The sequence below is a fragment of the Streptomyces roseoviridis genome (assembly GCF_039535235.1).
Taxonomy (GTDB): domain Bacteria; phylum Actinomycetota; class Actinomycetes; order Streptomycetales; family Streptomycetaceae; genus Streptomyces; species Streptomyces roseoviridis.
In genome coordinates this window covers 425,975-445,333 of record NZ_BAAAWU010000001.1, presented here as the reverse complement: position 1 = coordinate 445,333, position 19,359 = coordinate 425,975, and the positions used below count along the sequence as shown (strand labels likewise).

The following is a 19,359-nucleotide window of genomic DNA, read 5'->3' as shown; positions in this document are numbered from 1 at the left end:
CAGCCGCACCGACGGAACCACCGGACGGAGCGACGACCCGCACCCATGGAGGTGTCATGACCGAGTTCGGCTACTTCCTGTCCTGCGAGGAATTCGGGCCCCACGAGCTGGTCGAGCAGGCCAGGATGGCCGAGGACGCCGGCTTCCGCTCGCTGTGGATCTCGGACCACTTCCACCCGTGGAACGACGAGCAGGGCCACAGCCCCTTCGTCTGGTCCGTGATCGGCGCGCTCTCGAAGAGCTGCGGCCTGCCCGTCCAGACCGCCGTGACCTGCCCGACCGTCCGCGTCCACCCCGCCGTGATCGCCCAGGCCGCCGCCACCTCCCAGGTCCTCCTGGACGGTCGCTTCCGGCTCGGGCTCGGCAGCGGCGAGGCGCTCAACGAGCACGTCCTCGGCGACCCCTGGCCCCCCGCCGACGTACGCCTGGACATGCTGGAGGAGGCCGTCGACGTCATCCGCAAGCTGTTCACCGGCGAAGAGGTCACCCACCGGGGACGGCACTACACCGTCGAGAACGCCCGGCTCTACACCCTGCCCGAGACCCCGCCGCCCATCGACATCTCCGCCTTCGGCCCCCGCGCCGCCGACCTCGCCTCCCGGATCGGCGACGGCTTCGTCACCACCCAGCCGGACCCCGGCATGATCGCCCGCTTCCGGGCCCGCGACCCCGGGCGGCCCCTCTTCGCCGGCACCAAGGTCTGCTGGGCGCCCTCACGCGACGACGCGGTCCGCACGGCGCACCGCGTGTGGCCGACCGAGCACCTGCCCGGCGAACTCAACCAGATCCTCCCCACCCCCAGCCACTTCGAGCAGGCCTGCGAGCTGGTGACCGAGGAGACGGTCGCGGGCGCCGTCGCCTGCGGCCCCGACCCCGAGGAACACGTCCGCCGGCTGCGCCCCTACGTCGAGGCCGGCTTCGACCGCGTCCACATCGGCCAGATCGGCCCCGACCAGCGCGGATTCTTCGACTTCTACCGCAAGGAGGTCCTGCCGCTCCTCGACGGGACGAGCGTCGGCGGACCGAACGGAGACGAGGCATGACCAAACAGACCGTCAGCGACCACCTCCTCGACCGGCTCCGCGCCTGGGGCGTCACCCATGTCTTCGGCTACCCCGGCGACGGCATCAACGGCCTGATCTCGGCCTGGGCCCGGGCCGGCGACGACCCCCGCTTCGTCCAGGCCCGGCACGAGGAGATGGCCGCCTTCGAAGCCGTCGGCCACGCCAAGTTCTCCGGCCGCGTCGGCGTCTGCGCCGCCACCTCCGGCCCCGGCGCGGTCCACCTCCTCAACGGCCTCTACGACGCCAAGCTCGACCACGTGCCCGTCGTGGCGATCGTCGGCCAGACCGCCCGCAGCGCCATGGGCGGCTCCTACCAGCAGGAGGTCGACCTGCACAGCCTGTTCAAGGACGTGGCCTCCGCCTACCTGGAGACCGTCAACGTCCCCGAACAGCTCCCCAACGTCCTCGACCGGGCCGTCCGCACCGCCTACGCCCGCCGCGCCCCCACCGCGCTCATCATCCCGGCGGACGTCCAGGACCTGCCGTACTCCCCACCGGAGCACGCCCACAAGATGGTCCCCTCCAGCCTCGACGTCAGCGGCTGGGCGCCCGTGCCGGACGACGACTCGCTCGCCCGCGCCGCCGAGGTCCTCCGGAGCGGCCGGCGCGTCGCCGTCCTCGTCGGACAGGGCGCGGCGGGCGCCGCACCCGAGGTCGAGCGGATCGCCGACGTCCTCGGCGCGGGCGTCGCCAAGGCCCTGCTCGGCAAGGACGCCCTCAGCGACGAACTGCCGTACGTGACCGGCTCCATCGGACTGCTCGGCACCCGCCCCTCGTACGAGCTGATGCAGAACTGCGACACCCTCCTGACCATCGGCTCGAACTTCCCCTACTCCGAGTTCCTGCCGCCGTACGGCCAGGCCCGCGCCGTGCAGATCGACATCGACCCGCACATGGTGGGCCTGCGCTACCCGTACGAGGTCAACCTGGTCGGCGACGCGGCCGCCACCCTGCGCCGGCTGCTGCCCGTGCTCGACCGCAAGGAGGACCGGAGCTGGCAGGAGGGCGTGGCCGACGGCGTACGCCGCTGGAAGAAGGTCATGGCACGCCGCGCCGCCCTGTCGGCGGACCCGGTCAACCCGGAGTACGTGGCCCACGCCCTGGACCCGCTGCTCCCCGACGACGCCATGCTCACCTCGGACTCCGGCTCCGTCGCCACCTGGTACGCCCGGCACCTCACCCTGCGCGGCGCCATGCGGGGCTCGCTGTCCGGCACCCTCGCCAGCATGGGCTGCGGCGTCCCGTACGCGATCGGCGCCAAGTTCGCCCACCCCGACCGGCCCGCCATCGCCCTGGTCGGCGACGGGGCGATGCAGATGAACGGCATGGCCGAGCTCGTGACGGTCGCCAAGTACGCCACCGAGTGGACCGACCCCCGGCTGATCGTCGCCGTCTGGAACAACCGGGACCTCAACCAGGTCAGCTGGGAGCTGCGGGCCATGGGCGGCACCGCGCCCTTCCAGCCCTCGCAGGCCCTGCCCGACGTGCCCTACGCCGACTTCGCCCGTTCCCTCGGCATGAACGGCATCCGCGTCACCGACCCCGGTGACGTCGAGGACGCCTGGCGGCAGGCGCTCGCGGCCGACGGCCCCACCGTGCTCGACTTCCGCACCGACCCCGACGTACCGCCGATCCCGCCGCACTCCACCTGGGAACAGATTGAGGCCACCCTCGCCTCCCTGGTCCACGGGGACGGCCACCGCGGCCATGTGGTGGTGCAGGGGCTCAAGGCGAAGGCACAGGAGCTGCTGCCGCGCCGGCCGGGCGGCGGCCGGTGACGCACGTGCGCCGCGGCAGGGCGCCTGACCCCGGGCGGCGCTGACCGGCCCGAGCCGGCCAGGCCCACGGCGCGAGGCCGCGAGAGCCGCGTCTCAGGCCGCCGGGGTCTCCCCGGGCAGAACCGTCGGAGCGTCCCCGTGGAAGGCGGTCGGCGGGTGGTCCGGGGAGGGCGCGTCACCGACCCAGCGCTTGTGGGCGGCCGGCTGGTGGACGACCCGCACCCGGTGGCGCTCCAGGGCCAGCTCCTGGCCCCCGCCGTCCGTGAACCGGCCCGTCACCTCGTAGATCCCGCAGTGCGCCCGGCCCACCGGCAGCCGCTCCGCCGGCAGCCGGACCTCGTACGGGCCGCCGGCCCGGAAGCCGCCCAGCACCGTCCGGGTACTGCCGAGCACGGCTCCGTCCCGGAACCGGGAGTCCTCGAAGGCGACGCCGTCGATCTCCCGGCCGAGCCGGAAGGTCAGGCCGACGCTCACCACCGCCCCTTCGGGCAGCGTCAGCGGCTCGGGATCCCCGCCCGGCCCGTCCTCCCGAAGGGGCACTTCCAGGCGCCCCAGCTCCTCCGTGTACAGGGACACGTCCAGCAGTTCGAAGTCCTTCACGACGGTCACCGCCTTTCGGCACGGGATCGACGCACCACGCGGGCCCGAGCGGCCCCGGCGACCGCTCCGGGAGACGGCGGTGTGCGGCGAGCGGGCTGCGGCCTCGTCGTCGGACACCCCGCGCGCGCCGCCGGCACGGCACCGGTGCCCTGCGGCGGATTCCACGGGGGGTGCGGGCTCGGGGCCGCCGGCTCGCCGCCCGGCCGTGCGTCGTACCCCGTACGGGCAACGTACCCGCCGGGGAGCGCCGGGGCCATCCGGCCGACCGGCCCCGCGGACGCGACGGAGCGTCCGGCGCGGGGCGGTGCGGCGCGTCCCCGCCGGAACGGGACGGCCCACGGCGTACGGCCCATGACGGCGCTCCTTCTCCCTCCCGCCGGGGCGACTGCCCCGGCGGGCGCGGAACACGCCTCACCGACCCGGTCCCGCGAGGATGCGACCCCGTCGGCCGGGTACACGCAGCCCACACGAGGAGATGACCGCCGACCGGCTCGGCGTCGGGCCCCGTGACCGGGCCCGGCCGGACCGCCGCACCAGGAGGTGTCCGCAATGGACGATGTCCTGCTCTCACCGCGCGAGCAGCGCATCCTCGCCGAGATGGAGGAGATGCTCCGCCGGGGCGAGACCCCCGACCGCCGGCCGCGGTCGCCGCGCCCGCGGCCGGGCGGGGTGCGCGGGCTCCTCCTGCCGGCGGGCGTGGCCGTGGCGTTCACCGCGTCGGCCGTCCTGATGGGGCTCGCCACCACCACGGGGCGGCCGGCCTTCGTCTGGGCCTTCGCCGGCGCGTGGACCACGACCCTGGCGGGCCTGACGGCCCTGGTCGTGCGCTGGTGCCGCCGGTGGGCGGCGTCCCGGCCGGACGCGTGACGGATCGGGGCCGGCGCGCGTGGACGGAGCCGGACGCGTGGCCGGACAGGAAGGCGCCCGCCGTTCCCCGGTGAGAGGAGCGGCGGGCGCGATGCGCCCGCACGGAAGGTGCCGGGCGCGCGTCGGACGGGGGTGGAGGGCGGCGGGGCGCGAAGTCCGCGCCGTCACCACCGGTACCAGCGGCCTCCCCCACTGCGCATCAGGAAGCCGAGGAGCCACACGACCAGCAGGGCGATGGCGATCCACCACAGCACGTCGAGGGCGAAGCCGCCGCCGAAGAGCAGCAGGATCACGAGGAGGACGATGAGAAGCGGGACCATGACAGTCTCCTAGACAAGGGTCGGGTCGATGACGATGACGTGGTCGTACGGGGTGGTCCTCACGTCGCGGGAGGCGACTCGGACGGGCTGTCGGCGGGTTTCAGCCGGCCGCGCCAGCCGCCCGTCGCACGGCCTCGGTCCTCCATGAATTCCTTGAACCGGTTCAGGTCTCCCTCCACGCGGCTGTCCAGGACGCCCAGGGCGGTTCCCGTCCGGTCGACCGCGCCCTGCGGATCGACGTCCATGGCCAGGCTCACGCGCGTGTGCGTGTCGTCGACGCGCTCGAAGGTCACCACGCCCTTCTGCCGCACGTCGCCGCCCACCGTCCGCCACGCGATCCGCTCGTCGGGCAACTGGTCGACGATCTCGGTGTCGAATTCCCGGGTCACCCCGGCGACCCTGGTGCGCCAGTGGCAGTGCCGGTCGTCGACCTGCCGGACCTCCTCGACACCGTCCATGAAGCGGGGAAACTCCTCGAACTGCGTCCACTGGTCGTAGACCTCACGCAGTGGGGCCGTCACCTCGATCGTCTCGTGCACCATCGCGGTCATCTCCCTCGGTCGGGCGCGGCAGTGCCGGTGCGGAACCGGTCCGCTGCGCGAGTACCCGGCGACGCCCCGCGTAATCGTTCGGCGGCGGTGGCGTGTACCGGCCGTTGCCGGGTAACCGCGCGGGATGAAGCCGATCCAGAACGACACGGCACGCGACGGGGAACCCGGGACGGAGGCGATGGGGATGAGAGTGGTGAGGGCGCCTGGTGTGTACGGCCCGCAGGGCGACACGGAGCTGCTGCTGGAGAGCCTCGCCCGCGAGCAGCTTCGACCGGGAGCCCGCACCCTCGACCTGTGCACCGGAACCGGCGTCCTCGCCGTGGCCGCCGCCCGCAGGGGCGCCCGCGCGACGGCCGTCGACATCTCCGGCCGCTCCGTGATGACGGCACGGCTCAACGCATGGCTCCACCGCTGCCGGATCCGGGCCGTCCGCGGGGACCTGACGGCACCCGTCGCGGGCGAGCGGTTCGACCTGGTGACGGTGAACCCCCCGTACGTGCCGGCCGACTCGCCCCGGCTGCCGGCCCGGGGCCGCCGGCGCGCCTGGGACGCGGGTCTGGACGGCCGGCTCCTGCTCGACCGGATCTGCCGCGAGGCCCCTTCGCTGCTCGCCCCGAACGGAGTGCTGCTGCTCGTGCAGTCCTCCCTCAGCGACGTCGGGGCGAGCGTGGACGCGCTGACCCGCGCGGGACTGCGGACCCACGTGGCGGCGTGCAGCACCCAGCCGTACGGCCCGGTGATGAGCGAGCGGGCCGCGTGGTTCGAGGAGCGGGGACTGGTCCCGCCGGGGACGCGCAGCGAGCGGCTCGTGGTGATCCGGGCGGTGCGCGAGGCGGTCCGCGAGCCCGTCCGCATGACGGCGGCCCTGAGGGGCACCCGCTCCCTGACCGGTCCCGTGACGCCGGACGGCAGCGGCGGCCAGGAGGAAGCGGAAGCGGCCTGACCGGCCGGCGGCACCCGGTCCGCGGCGCGGGCCGAAGCGGAGGAGGACGGACCCGATGACAGCTCGCGGTGGACGACCGGACCGGGGCGCCGCCCTGTTCGACCTCGACGGAACCCTCGTCGACACCAACTACCTGCACACCCTCGCCTGGTGGCAGGCCCTGCGCCAGCACGGCCACCTGGTGCCGATGGCGCGGATCCACCGCGCCATCGGCATGGGCTCCGACCGGCTCCTCGACGCGGTGCTGGGCTCCCAGCGCCGCCGGGACGAGGACGCGTCCCTCTCCGACGCGCACAGCACCCTCTACGCCGTCTGGTACGACGTCCTGCCGCCCTTCGAGGCCGCCGCCGACCTGCTGCGCGCGGTGGCGGCGCGCGGCTGGCGGATCGTCCTGGCCAGCTCGGCCGCAGAGGAGGAGGTGGCGGCCATCCGCAGACGCCTCGACGCCGAGGACGTCATCACGGCGGCCACCTCGGGCGGCGACGTCGACACCACCAAACCGGCCCCCGACCTCGTCGAGAGCGCCCTGAAGTCCGTGGGGGCCGAACCCGCCGACGCGGTGTTCGTCGGCGACACCAACTGGGACGTCGAAGCCGCGGGCCGCGCCGGCGTCCCCTGCGTGGGCCTCCTGACGGGCGGCAGGACCCGCCGCGAACTGGAGGAAGCGGGCGCGGTCGCCGTCTACGAGGACGCCCGCACCCTGCTGCGCCACCTCGACTCCAGCCCGCTCTCCCGGCCTCCGGCCTGACCCGCGCGGCCGGCGGCCCAGCACCGGAGCCCGGCAGCCCGGCAATGCCGGTACGTCCCTCACGCCCGCCCGCCTCACCCGCTCACATCTAGGTCACAACCTGACCTAGTGGCGTCCTACGGTCATCACACCGAGCACCACGAAGGACCGCACGAGGGGACGAGATCATGAAGCACACCGCGCCCGAGGGCTACACCAGCGTCGCGCCGTGGGTGGTCACCGACGACACCGGCGCGCTGCTCGACTTCATCGCCGCCGTGTTCGACGGCGAGGAACTCGCACGGGTGCCGGTCGAGGACGGCACCATCGGCCACGGTGAGATCCGGATCGGCGACACGGTGGTACTGGCCTTCGACCGGCGGCCCGACTGGCCCGTGATGCCCTCCCTGCTGCGGGTGTACGTCCCCGACGCGGACGCCGCCGTGGCCGCTGCCGTCGCGCACGGGGCGCAGGTGGTCACCGAGGTCGCCGACAGCGCGTGGGGGGATCGCGGCGGCCGGGTGCGCGATCCGTTCGGCAACATCTGGTGGGTGACGAGCCGGGTCGAGGAGATCGAGCCGGACCGGGCCTGGGCGCGCCTCTCCGAGCCGGAGTACGCCGAGGCGATGCGCCTGGCCCAGGAGACGCTGGACGCCGAGCTCAGCGGCCGGGACTCAGGGGTGGCGAGTGCGCCGAGGCGCCCGGTGCGCTGACCGGCGCCGACCCCTCCGCGCGAGCGTCTCGGGCCGCCACCGCGGCCCGAGGCGGGCGCCGCGGGCCTCCACGACGGCCGGAGGCGAGCGCCGCCCGGGCCCCTGCCGCCGGTCCGATCAGAGCGCGGCACACCTGGCCTCACGAGGATCCTCCGAGAGCGGCTCGCGCAGAGCTGGCCTCACAGGGATTCCGCGGCCGTCCGCAGGTCGGCGACGAGGCTCGCGTACATGCTCTCCCGGTCCTGGTCGCGGGCCCGCAGGACGGCCGAGGGGTGGACCGTCGCGAGGACCCGCACCCCCTCGCGCACCGTCTCGTCGAAGCCGCCCTTGGCCCCCGCGGGCGGCAGGGGCCTCGGAACGCCCCGGTCGGTGCCCACGCGGAAGGACGGACCCAGCAGCGCCCGGCCGGCCGTGGCGCCCAGGGTGACGATCAGCTCGGGGGAGACGAGGCGGAGTTCCGCCTCCAGCCAGGGCCGGCAGGCGAGCGCCTCGCGCAGGCTCGGCGCCTTGTGGATCCGCCGCTTCCGGGTCTCCTCCTGCGTGAACTTGAAGTGCTTGACCGCGTTCGTGACGTACACGCCCTCCTCGTCGATCCCGGCGTCCCGCAGCGCCCGGGTGAGCAGCCGGCCCGCCGGGCCCACGAACGCCACGCCCTCGCGGTCCTCCTGGTCGCCCGGCTGCTCTCCGACGAGCATCAGCCGCGCGTGCGGGTCCCCGCGGCCGAAGACCGTGCCGGTCGCGTCCCGGTGGAGCGGGCAGCCCCGGCAGTCGGCGGCGGCCCGGCGGTAGGCCGGCAGTCCGCCGCGCCGGGGCAGGAAGGGCGTCGCGTCGTACGGCTCGGGGGCGTCGGCCGAGCCGGTCGCGTCGCCGTGCGCGGCCTCGCGGTCACGCGTCGCCCGCGCGCGGGTGGCGTTCACGGCAGGACCTCCTCGGGACGGCTCCGGTGCCGCGCGCCCGCGCCGACGACGAGGCGGAGGCCGTCGCGCGGCCGGGTGGGGATCCGGTGCAGCGGAACGCGCAGGTCCTGCTCGGGCACGGTGAAGTCGAGCCGGGCCAGTTCGCGGGCCAGAGCGGACAGCACGGCGATCGTGACGTCCTCGCCCGGACAGCGGTGCCCGTCGCGCGGCCCGCCGCCCTGCGGAATGAGCCCGGGGGGATGCGCCGGTGCGCCGAGGAACCGGTCGGGCACGAAGCGGAACGGCTCGTCCCACAGAGCGGGGTCGTGGTTCTGCCCGTACACGTCGAGCAGCAGCATCGTGCCGCGCGGCACCGGCTCGCCGTCGAGCACCAGCTCGTCGGGGGCGAGGGCACCGAGGAACGGCACGAACGGATAGAAGCGGCGCACCTCGTGGGCGAAGGACGTGGCGAGGCCGACCGGCTCGTCGTCCGCGAGCCTCTGCCGCAGCGCGGGGTCGTCCCGCATGGCGTGTGCGGCGAAGGCCGTGAACCAGGTGATCGCGACCGTGGGCCGCACGATGTTCAGCAGCTCGACGGCGGCCGTCGCCGCGTCCAGCGGCGAGCCGTCCGCCTCCCGGTGCGCCAGGACCGCCTCGAACGCGGTACGCGGCACCGCCGCCCCCTCCCGGGCCCGCGTCTCCCACGAGCCCGTCTCGCGGGCGCGCACGACCGCCGCGCGCAGCAGCGCCTCCTGCCGCGACCGGGCCCGCCGGGCCCGCAGGTGGCGCGGTCCCGGTGTCGCGAAGCCGTCGACCATGGCCACGCAGTCCCGGGCCAGCCGCCCGGCGCCCGCGGCGTCGAGACCGGGCAGCCCGGCCCAGTCGCCGACGGCCCGGGCGAGGACGAGCGCGCCCTCGTCGAAGAGGGACACCTCCCGTCCGGCGAGCCCGGCGAAGGTCTCCCGGAATTCCTCGCACACCCGGGCGGTCAGCGTTCCGACGGCCTGCGGCCCGGTGAGCCGGGACAGGAACAGCGCCTTGCGGGCGCGGTGTTCCGAGCCGTCCAGGGTGTGCACGGCGCCCCGGCCGAAGAGGGTGTCGAGCACCGGGCCGGGCAGCGCGCCGCCGCGTCGCGCATGGTGTTCGTCGTAGAAGAAGGAGACCGCCTCCGGGCCGTGCAGCACGCGCACGGGACGGCCGAGGAGGCGGGTGGTCACCGGGCCGTCGCCGCCGTGGCGCCGCATCAGGTCCGGAAGCCAGTCGTAGCCCTTGAGCAGCAGGGCGAGGGTGTTGTCGCCAGGCATGAACCGCCTCCTCGGCTATCTCCGTCCGCCGGGTTTCCCCGGTCGCCGTCCCGCGCCGTGCCGTCCTCCGGGTCAGGCCCGGGGCTCCTCACCGGGGTCGGTCGGGAGCGGGCCGGCGTAGGGGCCCGGCCGCTCGGGCTCCGTGCGGGGCATCCCGCCCGTGCCGGGGCTCGTGCCGGTGCCGCTGCCGGTGGCCGCACCCGGACCCGTGCCCGTCGCGCCCCCGGCCCCGGCCCCGGTGCTGTCCGCGGGCCGCAGCCGGCCGCGCCAGGCGCCGGTGGCCTCGTCGCGTTCCTCGATGAAGTGCTTGAACCGCTGCAGGTCGCCCTGGACCCGGCTCTCCAGGAAGCCGAGGGCGTCGCCGGCCTTCTCGACCATGCCCTGCGGCTCGACGTCGAGGGCCAGGCTCACCCGGGTGTGTGTCTCGTCGAGGCGCTGGAACGTGACGACGCCCTTCTGCTTGACGTCGCCGCCGACCGTGCGCCAGGAGATCCGCTCGTCGGGGAGCTGGTCGACGATCTCCGTGTCGAACTCGCGGGCCACCCCCGCGACCTTCGTCCGCCAGTGGCAGTGCCGGTCGTCGAGCTGCCGTACCTGCTCCACGCCCTCCATGAAGCGGGGGAACTCCTCGAACTGCGTCCACTGGTCGTAGACCGCGCGCAGCGGGGCCTCCACCCTGATCGTTTCCTGCACCATGCTCATGGGGTCCTCCTCGAAGGGGTCCGGGCGGTCCGGCCGGGTGGGGGGCTGGACGTCTGCGGCTACCCCGGATCCCGGGGGCTCACGCGTTCCGCCCGGACCCCGCATACCGGCGGCGGAACGGGGCACCCGTCTGGCACGCCGATGCGAGCGGAGGTGTGCCGTGAGCTTTTCCGACGACAGCGCGACGAACGACCGCGCCCCGACCGAGACCGCCGGGACCGAGCGCCCGATGACCGGCCGGGCCGCGACCGGCCGGGCCACGCTCGACCGCGCCACGGACGGGGACGTCCCGGACGCGGGGGCCCCCACCGGAGGTGCCACGCTCCGGCGGCCCGCCGCGGCGCGGGTCACTCCCGTCGCGGGCGGCCCGCTGCTGGTCGAGGGACCCGTGGAGATCGTCCTCGACGACGGCACGGTCCGCCGCTCTGACCGTCCCGTGGTCGCGCTGTGCATGTGCCGGCGCAGTCTCCGCGCGCCCTTCTGCGACACGAGCCACCGCCCCCGCCTGCGGCGGACCGCCCGGGACGGGGGGCGTCGCGACGAAGCCGGGGACGAGGACGCCAAGGGGCACGCCGCCGACGAGCACGGCGCCGAGGAGCACGCGTCCGACGAGCACGGTGCCGACGAGCACGCGCACGCCGAGCACGAACCGTGAGCGGCGGACACCGACGCGACGCACAGGAAGGCGACGGACGCGCCGGACACGGACGAGCCGGACACGGACGCCACGGAGACGTAGAGGATCCCCTGCCATGACCACCACAGCCCCGCGCGGGACGGTCGACCGAGCGGTCGACGCACCCCAGGTCGACGAACGGACGGACGAGCGCGACCGGGCGGCCCGGCGGCCCGACCGCCGCCCCGTCCTCCCGCCACCCCGAGGCGAGCTCTCCGAGGCCGTGGCCGACTTCCTGCTCGGCCGGACGGCCACCCTTCCCGGACCCCGCGCGACGGAGGCCGCCGATCCCTTCGGCGAGGACCTCCACCTCGCCCTGCACCTCGCCTACGAACTCCACTACCGGGGCTTCGACGGCGTGCCGGACGACACCGAGTGGGACCCCGACCTGCTGCGGCTGCGCGCCCTGCTGGAGCGGCGGTTCGAGGACGCGCTGCGGATGCGCTGCGGGCGGTTCGGCGGCGTGCGCGAGGTGTTCGACGCGCTGCTCACCGAACCGGTCGACGGCCGGGGCGCCTCGCACTACCTGCTCCGCCACGGCACCCTCGGCCACCTCCGCGAGTACGCCGTCCTGCGCTCGGTGTACCAGCTCCGGGAGGCCGACCCGCACCTGTGGGTGGTTCCCCGGCTCCAGGGCCGCGCCAAGGCGGCCATGATGACCATCCAGTTCGACGAGTACGGCTGCGGCCGGCCCGAGCAGATGCACGCGCGGCTGTTCGCCGACCTGATGGAGGACCTCGGCCTCGACTCCTCCTACGGCCGCTATCTGCCCCACGTCGGCGCACCGGCCCTGGCCGCGGTGAACCTGATGTCGCTGCTCGGACTCCACCGGTCCCGCCGCGGCGCGCTCGTCGGCCACTTCGCGGCCCTCGAGGTCACCTCCTCGCCCGGCGCGTCCCGCATCGCCGCCGCCATGCGCCGGATCGGCGCGGGGCAGGCCGCGATCCGGTTCTACGACGAGCACGTGGAGGCCGACGCCGTGCACGAGCAGCTGGTGCGGCGGGACGTCGTCGGCGGGCTCCTCGCCGACGAGCCGGACCTCGCCGACGACGTGACCTTCGGTGTCGAGGCCACCGTCCTCCTCGAGGACGCGCTCTCCGACGCCGCCACAGACGCCTGGGAGGCCGGTACGACGGCCCTGCGGACGCCTCTCGGCGATGCCGACGACGACCACGGTGGTGGGGATGCTTAGCGCCGTTCGGGGTAGTGGCAGGGCTCCGGCCCCCGACGAGACGCCGGTCGTCCCCGGGAGGAGGACCCCATGAAGCTCACGGAAGGGCGTCGTGACGACGCCCGCGCCCCGCTCACCCAGCCGCACCAGCTGCGGACGGACCAGGGCGAGATAAGGGTGGAGCGCGACGACCGCGCCCACGCCCTGCCACCGGACCACACCCAGGCCATCCTGGAGGTCACGAAGGAGGTCGCCGCCGTCCTGAAGACGTCGGGCTGCCCCTTCGCCCTGGTCGGGAGCGTCGCGGCGTACGCGCACGGGATCCCCGTGCGGCTCCAGCACGACACCGACTTCGCCGTGCGCAGGGAGGACGCCGACACGGTCACCGAGCTGCTGCGCGAGCGCGGCATCCGGATCGTGGACCCGCCGGAGGACTGGCTGGTGAAGGCCCGCAGCGGGGGAGAGGAGATCGACCTCATCTTCTCGCTGGCCGGCCGCCCCGTCACCACCGAACTCCTCGGACGGGCCCTGACGCTGCCCGTCGACTCCGTCCACATGCCGGTGATCGAGCCCACCGACCTGATGACCGTCCGGCTCGCGGCGCTCTCCGAGCACCACTGCGACTTCGGCGCCCTGCTGCCGGTCGCCCGCGGACTGCGCGAGCGCGTCGACTGGGCACGCGTGCGCGCGGAGACCGAGGGACTGCCGATGGCGGAGGCGTTCCTCTACCTCCTCGAACTCCTCGACGTCATCCCCAGGGCCGGGGCAGCCGGTGCCGGGGCGGGCGGCACGGCGACGCCCGGGGGAGGGAGCGGTGATGAGTGAGCCACAGCAGCATGCCGGAGCGCACGAGGGCGAATACCGCATCGCCCGGCTGCGCGAGCGGCTCGCGGGCGACGACCTGGCCGAACTCGGCGTACAGATCGAGCAGCGGGGCGCCGCCGTCGTCCTGACCGGCACGGTGCCGACCACCACGCGGCGGGACGAGATCGTCCGGCTCGCCCGCGACGAGCTGGCCGGCTTCACCGTGCTCGCGGACCTGGCGGTGGCCTGCGCGGACGCGCCGGAGCGATGGGAAGAGCTGCCATGAGCACAGCCACCTCGACAGCGCACGACGTCGTCAGGGTGGCGGCGGTCGGCGACATCCACCTCAGCGAGGACTGCGAGGGACTGCTGCGGCCCGCCTTCTCCCGCCTGGCCGACTGTGCCGACCTGCTGCTGCTCGCCGGCGACCTGACCCGCCACGGAACGGCCGAGGAGGCCGCGGTGGTCGCGGGCGAGGTACGGGACTGCGGTGTGCCGGTGGTGGCCGTGCTCGGCAACCACGACTACCACTCGGGCCAGGAGTCCGAGGTCACCCGCGTGCTCCAGGACGCCGGCGTCACCGTCCTCGAAGGGGACGCGGTGGTGCTGCCGGTGGCCGGACGCAAGGTCGGCGTCGCGGGGGCCAAGGGGTTCTGCGGGGGCTTCGTGGGCCGCAGCGCGGGCGAGTTCGGCGAACCCGAGATGAAGGCGTTCGTCCGCACCACCCGGCTGAGCGCGGAACGGCTGACCGCCGCGCTCGGGGACCTCGCGGTCGGCGACTGCGCCGTCCGCATCGCCCTGACCCACTTCTCGCCCGTTCCCGACACGCTGGCGGGCGAGCCGCTGGAGATCTATCCGTTTCTCGGCAGCTACCTCCTCGCCGAGGCGATCGACTCGGCGGGCGCGGACCTCGCGGTGCACGGCCACGCCCACCTGGGCACCGAGCACGGCATGACGGCCGGCGGCGTACGCGTCCGCAACGTCGCCCAGCCGGTGATCCGCCAGGCCTTCGCCCTCTACCAGCTGCCGGTCGACGGCCACCACCCGCCCGACGCCGCTCCCGGGCCCGGCGCCGTGGCACCTCACTGAACGCGCCGCGCCGCCGTCGGATCCCGGTCCGCCGCGAGGGACGCCGCCCCACCGGGGCGGCGTCCCTCTTCGTCCGGGCGCCCCGCGCCGGGGGCGCCCGCCGTTCAGCGCGTGGCCAGGACGATGCCGTACACCGCGAAGAACAGGGCGACGACGAGGACCAGGATCCACAGGACGACCATGGGGCCGGCGGCCCAGCCACGGGTGGGGCGCCGGTAGGGCCCCGTTCCGGTACCCGTGCCCGCCTCCGCCGGAGGCGTCTCGCCCGGCGGCACGCCGCCGCCCGGCTCCAGGCCCGCCGAGGTCCGGGGGTCGGGGTCGGGGTTGCTCGGGGTGGTCATGACGGTCACCTCCTCGGCGGCCGGTCGGCCGCGTGCCCGGCGCCTACCCACGGGTCGCGCCCCGCATCCGGCCATCGGCCATCGGCTCCGCCGGCCGTCCGGCCGCCCGGTCGCGGGGGCCTGGTCCGCACCGCGCCGGCCCTCGTCCTCACCGGCACGGAAAGGGGCCTCCGGCGCGAAGCCGAAGGCCCAGGACGTCGCCGCCCGCGAGGGGCGGGCCCGTCGGTCAGGCGTGCGGTTCGGGCTGCTGGTCGGGAGGCGTGCCGCCGCCCTCACCGCCGCCGCGCTCGCCCTTGTCGGTGCCGTGCGGCCGGCCCTTGCCCCGCGACCCCGCCGGCTGGTTCGCCTTGAGGGCCGAGCTGTCCTGCGGGGTCCCGGCTCCTCGCCCGCTGCGCCTCTGCTCCGGTTGCTGGGGGTTGCTCATCGGGTTCTCCTCGCCGTGTGACGGAAGGGTTCGCCGGGCGTCTCACCCGTCCCGTGGATTTCATTCGTCCCGCGGATCCGGTGTCTGTCCCGCGCCCGCCGGGGTAGTCGCACGGGCAGACACCGCGCAGCCGGCAGGCCGCGCCCGGCGTGCCGACGCCGCAGCGGCCGCCGCCCCCCGTCCGGTCGCCCACCCCGGCGACGGGAGCCGACCCAGGAGGACCGCGGATGACCGGGCGGCGCGGCAGCGGCACGTCAAGGCGACCACGCCGATCGTGAGGCACGACGACGCCGGCTCCCGAAGCAGGACGAGCCGACGCGTACGGCCCGGCGGCGGACGTACCCGGCACACCGAAACGCACGAACGACCGAGAGGAGCCCTGACGATGTCAGAGGACCCCGCGACGACAGCGGACGGGCGAGGGGACGAGGTGTACCAGCCGACCGGCTCGGACGCCTCCAACCGGCCCAGCGACCCGTACGACCCCGAGAACGCCCTGGACACCGACGCCACCGAGGCCGTGGAGGACCCCGGCTACTCGCCGCCCGACCGGCCGACCGCCGTCACCCGGCACGGCACCACCCCGCGCGAGCAGCGCGAGGGCTCGTCCCTGGACGACCGGCTCGCCCAGGAGCGCCCGGACGTGACAGCGGCCCGCGGAGACGAGCTGGGCGACCTCCCGGACGGGGAGGGCGAGCCCGTCGACGAGGAGGCCGGCGCCACCCGGGCCGGGCGGCTCGTCGGCGCCGGGCCGGCCGTCTCCGGCGGGGTCGCCGCCGAGGACGTGGGGATCGACGACGGAACGGCGTCGGCCGAGGAGGCGGCGGTCCACCGGGACACCGGCATCGACGGCCGCTGACCGCCCCGCCGCCGGCCCCTCGCCGAGCGCGGAGGCGCCGGGCCGGCGGACCGGGCGGCCGTCCCGCCGACGCTCACGACCGACGGCCGGGCCCCACGACCGGACCCGGCCCGACAGCACCACGGACCGATGCGGGGGACGGCGGCGGAGCCCGGCCCCCTCGGGCCCGTGGCCCGCGAAGGACCCCGGGCGTCCGCGTACGCCACCACCGGGCCACCCGACGGGAACGCCGACCCGGTGACCACCCGTAGCAGCTCGTCCACAGGCCGTCGGAACGGCCGCCCGCACGCCCCCGGCACCCGGTTCCCGCCGGGTCCCGGGGGCGTGCGGGTGCGATCACGGCGGGCCTCTGCCTAGCCTTGTCCGGTACGACGACTCCGTACGAAGGCGTACGAGTCCGCGTACGGGTCCGGGCCGGCACGGACGCCGTCGGCACCGCCCTCCGCGCTCCCCGGCACGTGCCGCGAAAGGACGCACGTCGCCCGCTTCTCCGCATCCTGGGTGAGCCGCCCCGCCTGCCCTGCTCATCCCCACAGCACGCCGTGCGGCCGGGGCGGCCCCTCGAGCGGCGGAAGGAGACCGTCATGCTCATCAGCCACGCCTTCGAGGACGGCGTCCTGCACCTGTCGCTGCTGCGGGACCTCGACGTGACCAGCCGGGCCGCCGCCTTCCTGGAGACGGAGGCGCTGCTCTACGCCCACCGGCCGCGGCACGTCCGCATCCAGCTCCCGACGTCCGACCCGTCACCGGCCTCGCTGAGCGCGCTGTCCAGGGCCCGCCGGATCTGCGAGACGCTGGGCATCCCGCTCACCGTGGTCGGCCCGCTGACCCCCGCCCGGCCGCCCCGCCCCGCGGCGGCGTAGCACCGCTGGCCGGGCCGGGACCGGCCGGGACGGGACCGGCCGGGCGCGCCGGGCCGGGACCCGGGATCCCGAGGGCTCGCGGTCTGCGGTTCAGACGAGGAACTCACCGTCACGGGCGACGACGGCCCCGCCGTGGACGACCATGTCCCGGCGGGGCATGTCCACGACCACCTGCGGCAGGCACTCGCCCCGCACGAGGACGAAGTCGGCCGGAGCGCCGGGCGTGAGGTCGGCGTGCGGAAGGCCCAGGACGTCGGCGCCCCCGTGTGCGGCGACGTCGTAGCAGTCCGCCAGTTCCTCGTCGAGCCGGACGTCCGTGACCCGGCCGAGGATGTGGGCGCGGTGCAGCATGTCCGCGTCGCCGAACGGGCTCCAGGCGTCCCGCACCCCGTCCGAGCCGAGCCCGACGCGCACGCCGTGCTCGCGCAGCCGGGCGATCGGCAGCACGAGGGAGTCGGACGGTGCCACCGTGGTCAGGGCGATGTCCTGCTCGCCCAGGCCGGCGGCGAGGGAGTCGAGTTCGCGCTCGGAGAGGGCCGGCAGGCAGAAGACGTGGCTGACGGTGACCCGCCCGGCGAGGCCCAGGGCGCGGGTGCGGTCGATGATCCCGCGCAGGGCCACGAGGCCGTTGTCGCCGCGGTCGTGCAGATGGATGTCGACGCCGACGCCGTGCCGGCCGGCGATGCCGAAGACCAGGTCGAGCTGCTCGTCGAGAGCCTGGTCGAAGCCGACGGGGTCGATGCCGCCGATCAGGTCGACGACGCCGGCGCGCGCCGCGTCCTCCAGGAGTCGCGCCGTGCCCGGCGTGCGCACGACGCCGTGCTGCGGGAAGGCCACGATCTGCACGTCGAGCGCGTGCCGCAGTCGTTCGCGGGCCTTCGCCAGTCCCTCGACGCAGGCCAGGCCGTAGGCCGGGGCGACATCGGCGTGGGCCCGCATGGCGCGGGTGCCACGGGCGACGGCGTGGGACATCAGCCCGTACGCGCGCTCCGCGACGGGGCGGCGCCGGCCCTGGAACAGCTCCACGTCCTGCTCGGCGTAGTCCGCGATGCCGCTCGCCGGGCGCCGGGACACCCAGGAGCCGCCCCACGTCGTCTTGTCGGGGTGGATGTGGGCGTCCACGAGCGAGGGCAGCGCGATCCGGCCGCCTCCGTCCACCACCGTCGCCCCGCGCGGCGCGGGCCCGTCCGCGATGCGGCCGTCGGCGACCACCAGGTCCGTGGCCTCCGCCGCGCCGAACGGCCGTACGTCACGGAAGACCACCGTCCGCGCCTCGCGCGAGAGCACGCCGGTGGAGGGGGAGGAGGACTGCACGGGGACTCCTTCGGCCGTTACTGGTCCCCGTTTTGTATACCAAGCTTCCTTCGGCGAACAAGAGGTGCGCCGTGGAGCGGGGATGTGCTGGATTGGTCGAGGATGGGATGGCGGGATGGTATACAAAGCCTAGGCTTCGCCGAAAAGGCTGCGCAGGGCGACCGCCCTGCTGTCCCGCACGTGCAGCAGCGTGCTCGCCGCCGCGGCCTCCTGGTCGCCGGCGGCGATGTGCCGGTGCATCTCGGCGTGCTGGGCCCGCATGTGCGCCGGCTCGGCGCGCAACCCGAACAGCAGCCGCAACTGCCGGCTCAACTGCTCCATGGTGCGGCCGAGCAGCGGATTGCCGGCCATGGCGACGATGTCCTCGTGGAAGGCGGTGTGCGCGGCCACCTCGCGCGCCCCCTCGTCCTCGGCGGCCGCCTCCTCCGCCTGCCGCAGCCGCTCTTCGAGCACGGCGAGCCCCGCCGTGTCGCCGGCCGCGACGGCCCGCGCCGCGAGCCGCGAAGCCTGGACCGCCAACGGCTCCCACACCTCGTACAGGTGCTCCACGTCGGCGCGCTCCAGCCGCCGCACGCGCACACCGCTGTGGGGGAGGAGTTCGAGGAGCCCCTCCGCGACCAGCGCGCGCAGCGCCTCCCGCACGGGGACGCGGGACATGCTCAGCTCCTCGGCGACCTCCCGCTCCACGAGCCGGGCGCCCTGGGGGTAGCGCTGGTCGACGATCCGCTGGAGCACCTCCTCGCGCGCCCGCGCGCTCAGCGACGCGGCCCCGGCCGTGCGCGAACCGTCCCCGCCGCCGCGGGCTCGCCCGCCCGGCACCCCGCCCGCCACCTCGTCCGACCTCTTCACGTCCCTGTCCGTCCCTCGCCGCGTGTCCGCGCCGAGGATACGTCGGGTGGGCGCCGGTCCCTCACCAGCCGAAGCGGCGGTTCACCAGGGCGGCGAACTCCTCGAACGTCAGGACGCGGTCGCCGTTCTGGTCGGCCTGGTCGAACAGCGCGGAGGCGGCGTCGTCGCCGCTCACGCCCCACAGCGGGATCACGCCCTGGGCGGCGAGGGTCGGGCCCTTGGCCCGCAGGGCGCCGATGACCTCCGTGCGCGTCAGCGTGCCGTCGTGGTCGAGGTCGAGCGCGTCGAAGAGAAGCCGGGCCTTGTCGCTCATCACGTGTCCTGTTCGACGAATCCTGGGCGGCCGCGTACGGGCCGAGGGGTGCTGTGGGGAAGGACGCGGGAGACGGTCACGAAGTTGCCTCCCACCCCCACCCGACCCGCACCCGCACCCGCGACGGCGGACGGGAGAGGGGCGGCCGCTCGGACCGCCCCTCCCCGGCCGTTCGGGCCGTGCGACCGCGG

The 19,359-nt window shown here is 75.3% G+C and carries 23 protein-coding genes and 1 pseudogene; 13 read left to right on the top strand and 11 right to left on the bottom strand.

Annotated elements, in window-relative coordinates; genetic code table 11:
• Nucleotides 1-56 precede the first annotated feature (56 nt).
• Both ABD954_RS02020 and ABD954_RS02015 read left to right on the top strand, forming a co-directional pair.
• Complete coding sequence (locus ABD954_RS02020) at nt 57-1,043, top strand: LLM class F420-dependent oxidoreductase (protein ID WP_345483971.1); 987 nt, start codon at nt 57-59, stop codon at nt 1,041-1,043.
• The gene (locus tag ABD954_RS02015) at nt 1,040-2,842 is read left to right on the top strand and encodes a thiamine pyrophosphate-requiring protein (protein WP_345483970.1); all 1,803 of its coding nucleotides are present in this window, start codon (nt 1,040-1,042) and stop codon (nt 2,840-2,842) included. Before ABD954_RS02020 ends, ABD954_RS02015 begins: the two co-directional genes overlap by 4 nt.
• A gap of 93 nt (nt 2,843-2,935) precedes the next feature.
• Here the strand turns inward: ABD954_RS02015 and ABD954_RS02010 are convergent, their stop codons facing one another.
• Nucleotides 2,936-3,451, bottom strand: coding sequence for a rho GDP-dissociation inhibitor (locus tag ABD954_RS02010; protein WP_345483969.1), 516 nt, complete (start codon nt 3,449-3,451; stop codon nt 2,936-2,938).
• Between the two features lie 540 nt (nt 3,452-3,991).
• Between ABD954_RS02010 and ABD954_RS02005 the strand changes: the two genes are divergently transcribed.
• Nucleotides 3,992-4,309 (top strand): hypothetical protein, encoded by a 318-nt coding sequence (locus ABD954_RS02005; RefSeq protein ID WP_345483968.1) that lies wholly within the window; start codon nt 3,992-3,994, stop codon nt 4,307-4,309.
• Between the two features lie 164 nt (nt 4,310-4,473).
• On the opposite strand, the gene ABD954_RS02000 is transcribed toward ABD954_RS02005, so the two are convergent.
• Together ABD954_RS02000 and ABD954_RS01995 are read right to left on the bottom strand one after the other, a co-directional pair.
• Entirely contained in the window at nt 4,474-4,629 is a 156-nt protein-coding gene (locus ABD954_RS02000; protein WP_345483967.1) for a hydrophobic protein, read from the bottom strand.
• Between the two features lie 59 nt (nt 4,630-4,688).
• Nucleotides 4,689-5,180 (bottom strand): SRPBCC family protein, encoded by a 492-nt coding sequence (locus ABD954_RS01995; protein WP_345483966.1) that lies wholly within the window; start codon nt 5,178-5,180, stop codon nt 4,689-4,691.
• 184 nt (nt 5,181-5,364) lie between these two features.
• Here ABD954_RS01995 and ABD954_RS01990 point away from each other — a divergent pair, with 184 nt between their 5' ends.
• From ABD954_RS01990 to ABD954_RS01980, 3 genes are all read left to right on the top strand, one after another.
• Nucleotides 5,365-6,123: a HemK2/MTQ2 family protein methyltransferase gene (locus ABD954_RS01990; RefSeq protein WP_345483965.1), complete on the top strand. Its 759-nt coding sequence runs from the start codon at nt 5,365-5,367 to the stop codon at nt 6,121-6,123.
• A gap of 55 nt (nt 6,124-6,178) precedes the next feature.
• Nucleotides 6,179-6,871, top strand: coding sequence for an HAD family hydrolase (locus ABD954_RS01985; protein ID WP_345483964.1), 693 nt, complete (start codon nt 6,179-6,181; stop codon nt 6,869-6,871).
• Nucleotides 6,872-7,038: 167 nt separating this feature from the next.
• Nucleotides 7,039-7,563 (top strand): VOC family protein, encoded by a 525-nt coding sequence (locus tag ABD954_RS01980; RefSeq protein WP_345483963.1) that lies wholly within the window; start codon nt 7,039-7,041, stop codon nt 7,561-7,563.
• A gap of 179 nt (nt 7,564-7,742) precedes the next feature.
• Here the strand turns inward: ABD954_RS01980 and ABD954_RS01975 are convergent, their stop codons facing one another.
• From ABD954_RS01975 to ABD954_RS01965, 3 genes and pseudogenes are all read right to left on the bottom strand, one after another.
• A complete protein-coding gene (locus tag ABD954_RS01975) occupies nt 7,743-8,378 on the bottom strand; it encodes a UdgX family uracil-DNA binding protein (protein ID WP_345491904.1) in 636 nt (211 codons plus the stop codon).
• Between the two features lie 98 nt (nt 8,379-8,476).
• Entirely contained in the window at nt 8,477-9,763 is a 1,287-nt protein-coding gene (locus tag ABD954_RS01970; RefSeq protein WP_345483962.1) for a cytochrome P450, read from the bottom strand.
• A 243-nt stretch (nt 9,764-10,006) separates the two neighbouring features.
• A pseudogene (locus tag ABD954_RS01965) lies at nt 10,007-10,465 on the bottom strand (SRPBCC family protein); the annotation flags it as partial.
• Nucleotides 10,466-10,625: 160 nt separating this feature from the next.
• Between ABD954_RS01965 and ABD954_RS01960 the strand changes: the two are divergent.
• The 5 genes from ABD954_RS01960 (at nt 10,626) to ABD954_RS01940 (ending at nt 14,205) form a co-directional block, all read left to right on the top strand.
• Nucleotides 10,626-11,120 carry a CDGSH iron-sulfur domain-containing protein gene (locus tag ABD954_RS01960; RefSeq protein ID WP_345483961.1) on the top strand — a complete coding sequence of 165 codons (495 nt, stop codon included), beginning with the start codon at nt 10,626-10,628 and terminating at the stop codon, nt 11,118-11,120.
• A 97-nt stretch (nt 11,121-11,217) separates the two neighbouring features.
• Nucleotides 11,218-12,333, top strand: a complete 1,116-nt coding sequence (locus tag ABD954_RS01955; RefSeq protein WP_345483960.1) for an iron-containing redox enzyme family protein — start codon at nt 11,218-11,220, stop codon at nt 12,331-12,333.
• A gap of 69 nt (nt 12,334-12,402) precedes the next feature.
• On the top strand, nt 12,403-13,137 hold the full coding sequence (locus tag ABD954_RS01950) for a nucleotidyltransferase family protein (RefSeq protein WP_345483959.1): 735 nt from the start codon (nt 12,403-12,405) through the stop codon (nt 13,135-13,137).
• Nucleotides 13,130-13,402, top strand: a complete 273-nt coding sequence (locus ABD954_RS01945) for a BON domain-containing protein (protein ID WP_345483958.1) — start codon at nt 13,130-13,132, stop codon at nt 13,400-13,402. Before ABD954_RS01950 ends, ABD954_RS01945 begins: the two co-directional genes overlap by 8 nt.
• A complete protein-coding gene (locus ABD954_RS01940; protein ID WP_345483957.1) occupies nt 13,399-14,205 on the top strand; it encodes a metallophosphoesterase family protein in 807 nt (268 codons plus the stop codon). The genes ABD954_RS01945 and ABD954_RS01940 overlap by 4 nt, the downstream gene beginning before the upstream one ends.
• 104 nt (nt 14,206-14,309) lie before the next feature.
• Here the strand turns inward: ABD954_RS01940 and ABD954_RS01935 are convergent, their stop codons facing one another.
• A complete protein-coding gene (locus ABD954_RS01935) occupies nt 14,310-14,546 on the bottom strand; it encodes a DUF6480 family protein (protein WP_345483956.1) in 237 nt (78 codons plus the stop codon).
• A gap of 226 nt (nt 14,547-14,772) precedes the next feature.
• The gene (locus ABD954_RS01930; protein ID WP_345483955.1) at nt 14,773-14,970 is read right to left on the bottom strand and encodes a hypothetical protein; all 198 of its coding nucleotides are present in this window, start codon (nt 14,968-14,970) and stop codon (nt 14,773-14,775) included.
• A 385-nt stretch (nt 14,971-15,355) separates the two neighbouring features.
• On the opposite strand from ABD954_RS01930, the gene ABD954_RS01925 reads away from it, so the two are divergent.
• On the top strand, nt 15,356-15,829 hold the full coding sequence (locus ABD954_RS01925) for a DUF5709 domain-containing protein (protein ID WP_345483954.1): 474 nt from the start codon (nt 15,356-15,358) through the stop codon (nt 15,827-15,829).
• A 584-nt stretch (nt 15,830-16,413) separates the two neighbouring features.
• Nucleotides 16,414-16,692 (top strand): hypothetical protein, encoded by a 279-nt coding sequence (locus tag ABD954_RS01920; RefSeq protein WP_345483953.1) that lies wholly within the window; start codon nt 16,414-16,416, stop codon nt 16,690-16,692.
• Nucleotides 16,693-16,782: 90 nt separating this feature from the next.
• Here ABD954_RS01920 and ABD954_RS01915 read toward each other — a convergent pair whose 3' ends face one another.
• The 3 genes from ABD954_RS01915 to ABD954_RS01905 all read right to left on the bottom strand — a co-directional run bounded on the left by ABD954_RS01915 (nt 16,783) and on the right by ABD954_RS01905 (nt 19,168).
• Entirely contained in the window at nt 16,783-18,006 is a 1,224-nt protein-coding gene (locus ABD954_RS01915) for an amidohydrolase (RefSeq protein ID WP_345483952.1), read from the bottom strand.
• A 129-nt stretch (nt 18,007-18,135) separates the two neighbouring features.
• Nucleotides 18,136-18,825 (bottom strand): GntR family transcriptional regulator, encoded by a 690-nt coding sequence (locus ABD954_RS01910; protein ID WP_345491902.1) that lies wholly within the window; start codon nt 18,823-18,825, stop codon nt 18,136-18,138.
• Between the two features lie 91 nt (nt 18,826-18,916).
• Nucleotides 18,917-19,168, bottom strand: coding sequence for an EF-hand domain-containing protein (locus ABD954_RS01905; protein WP_345483951.1), 252 nt, complete (start codon nt 19,166-19,168; stop codon nt 18,917-18,919).
• Nucleotides 19,169-19,359 lie beyond the last annotated feature (191 nt).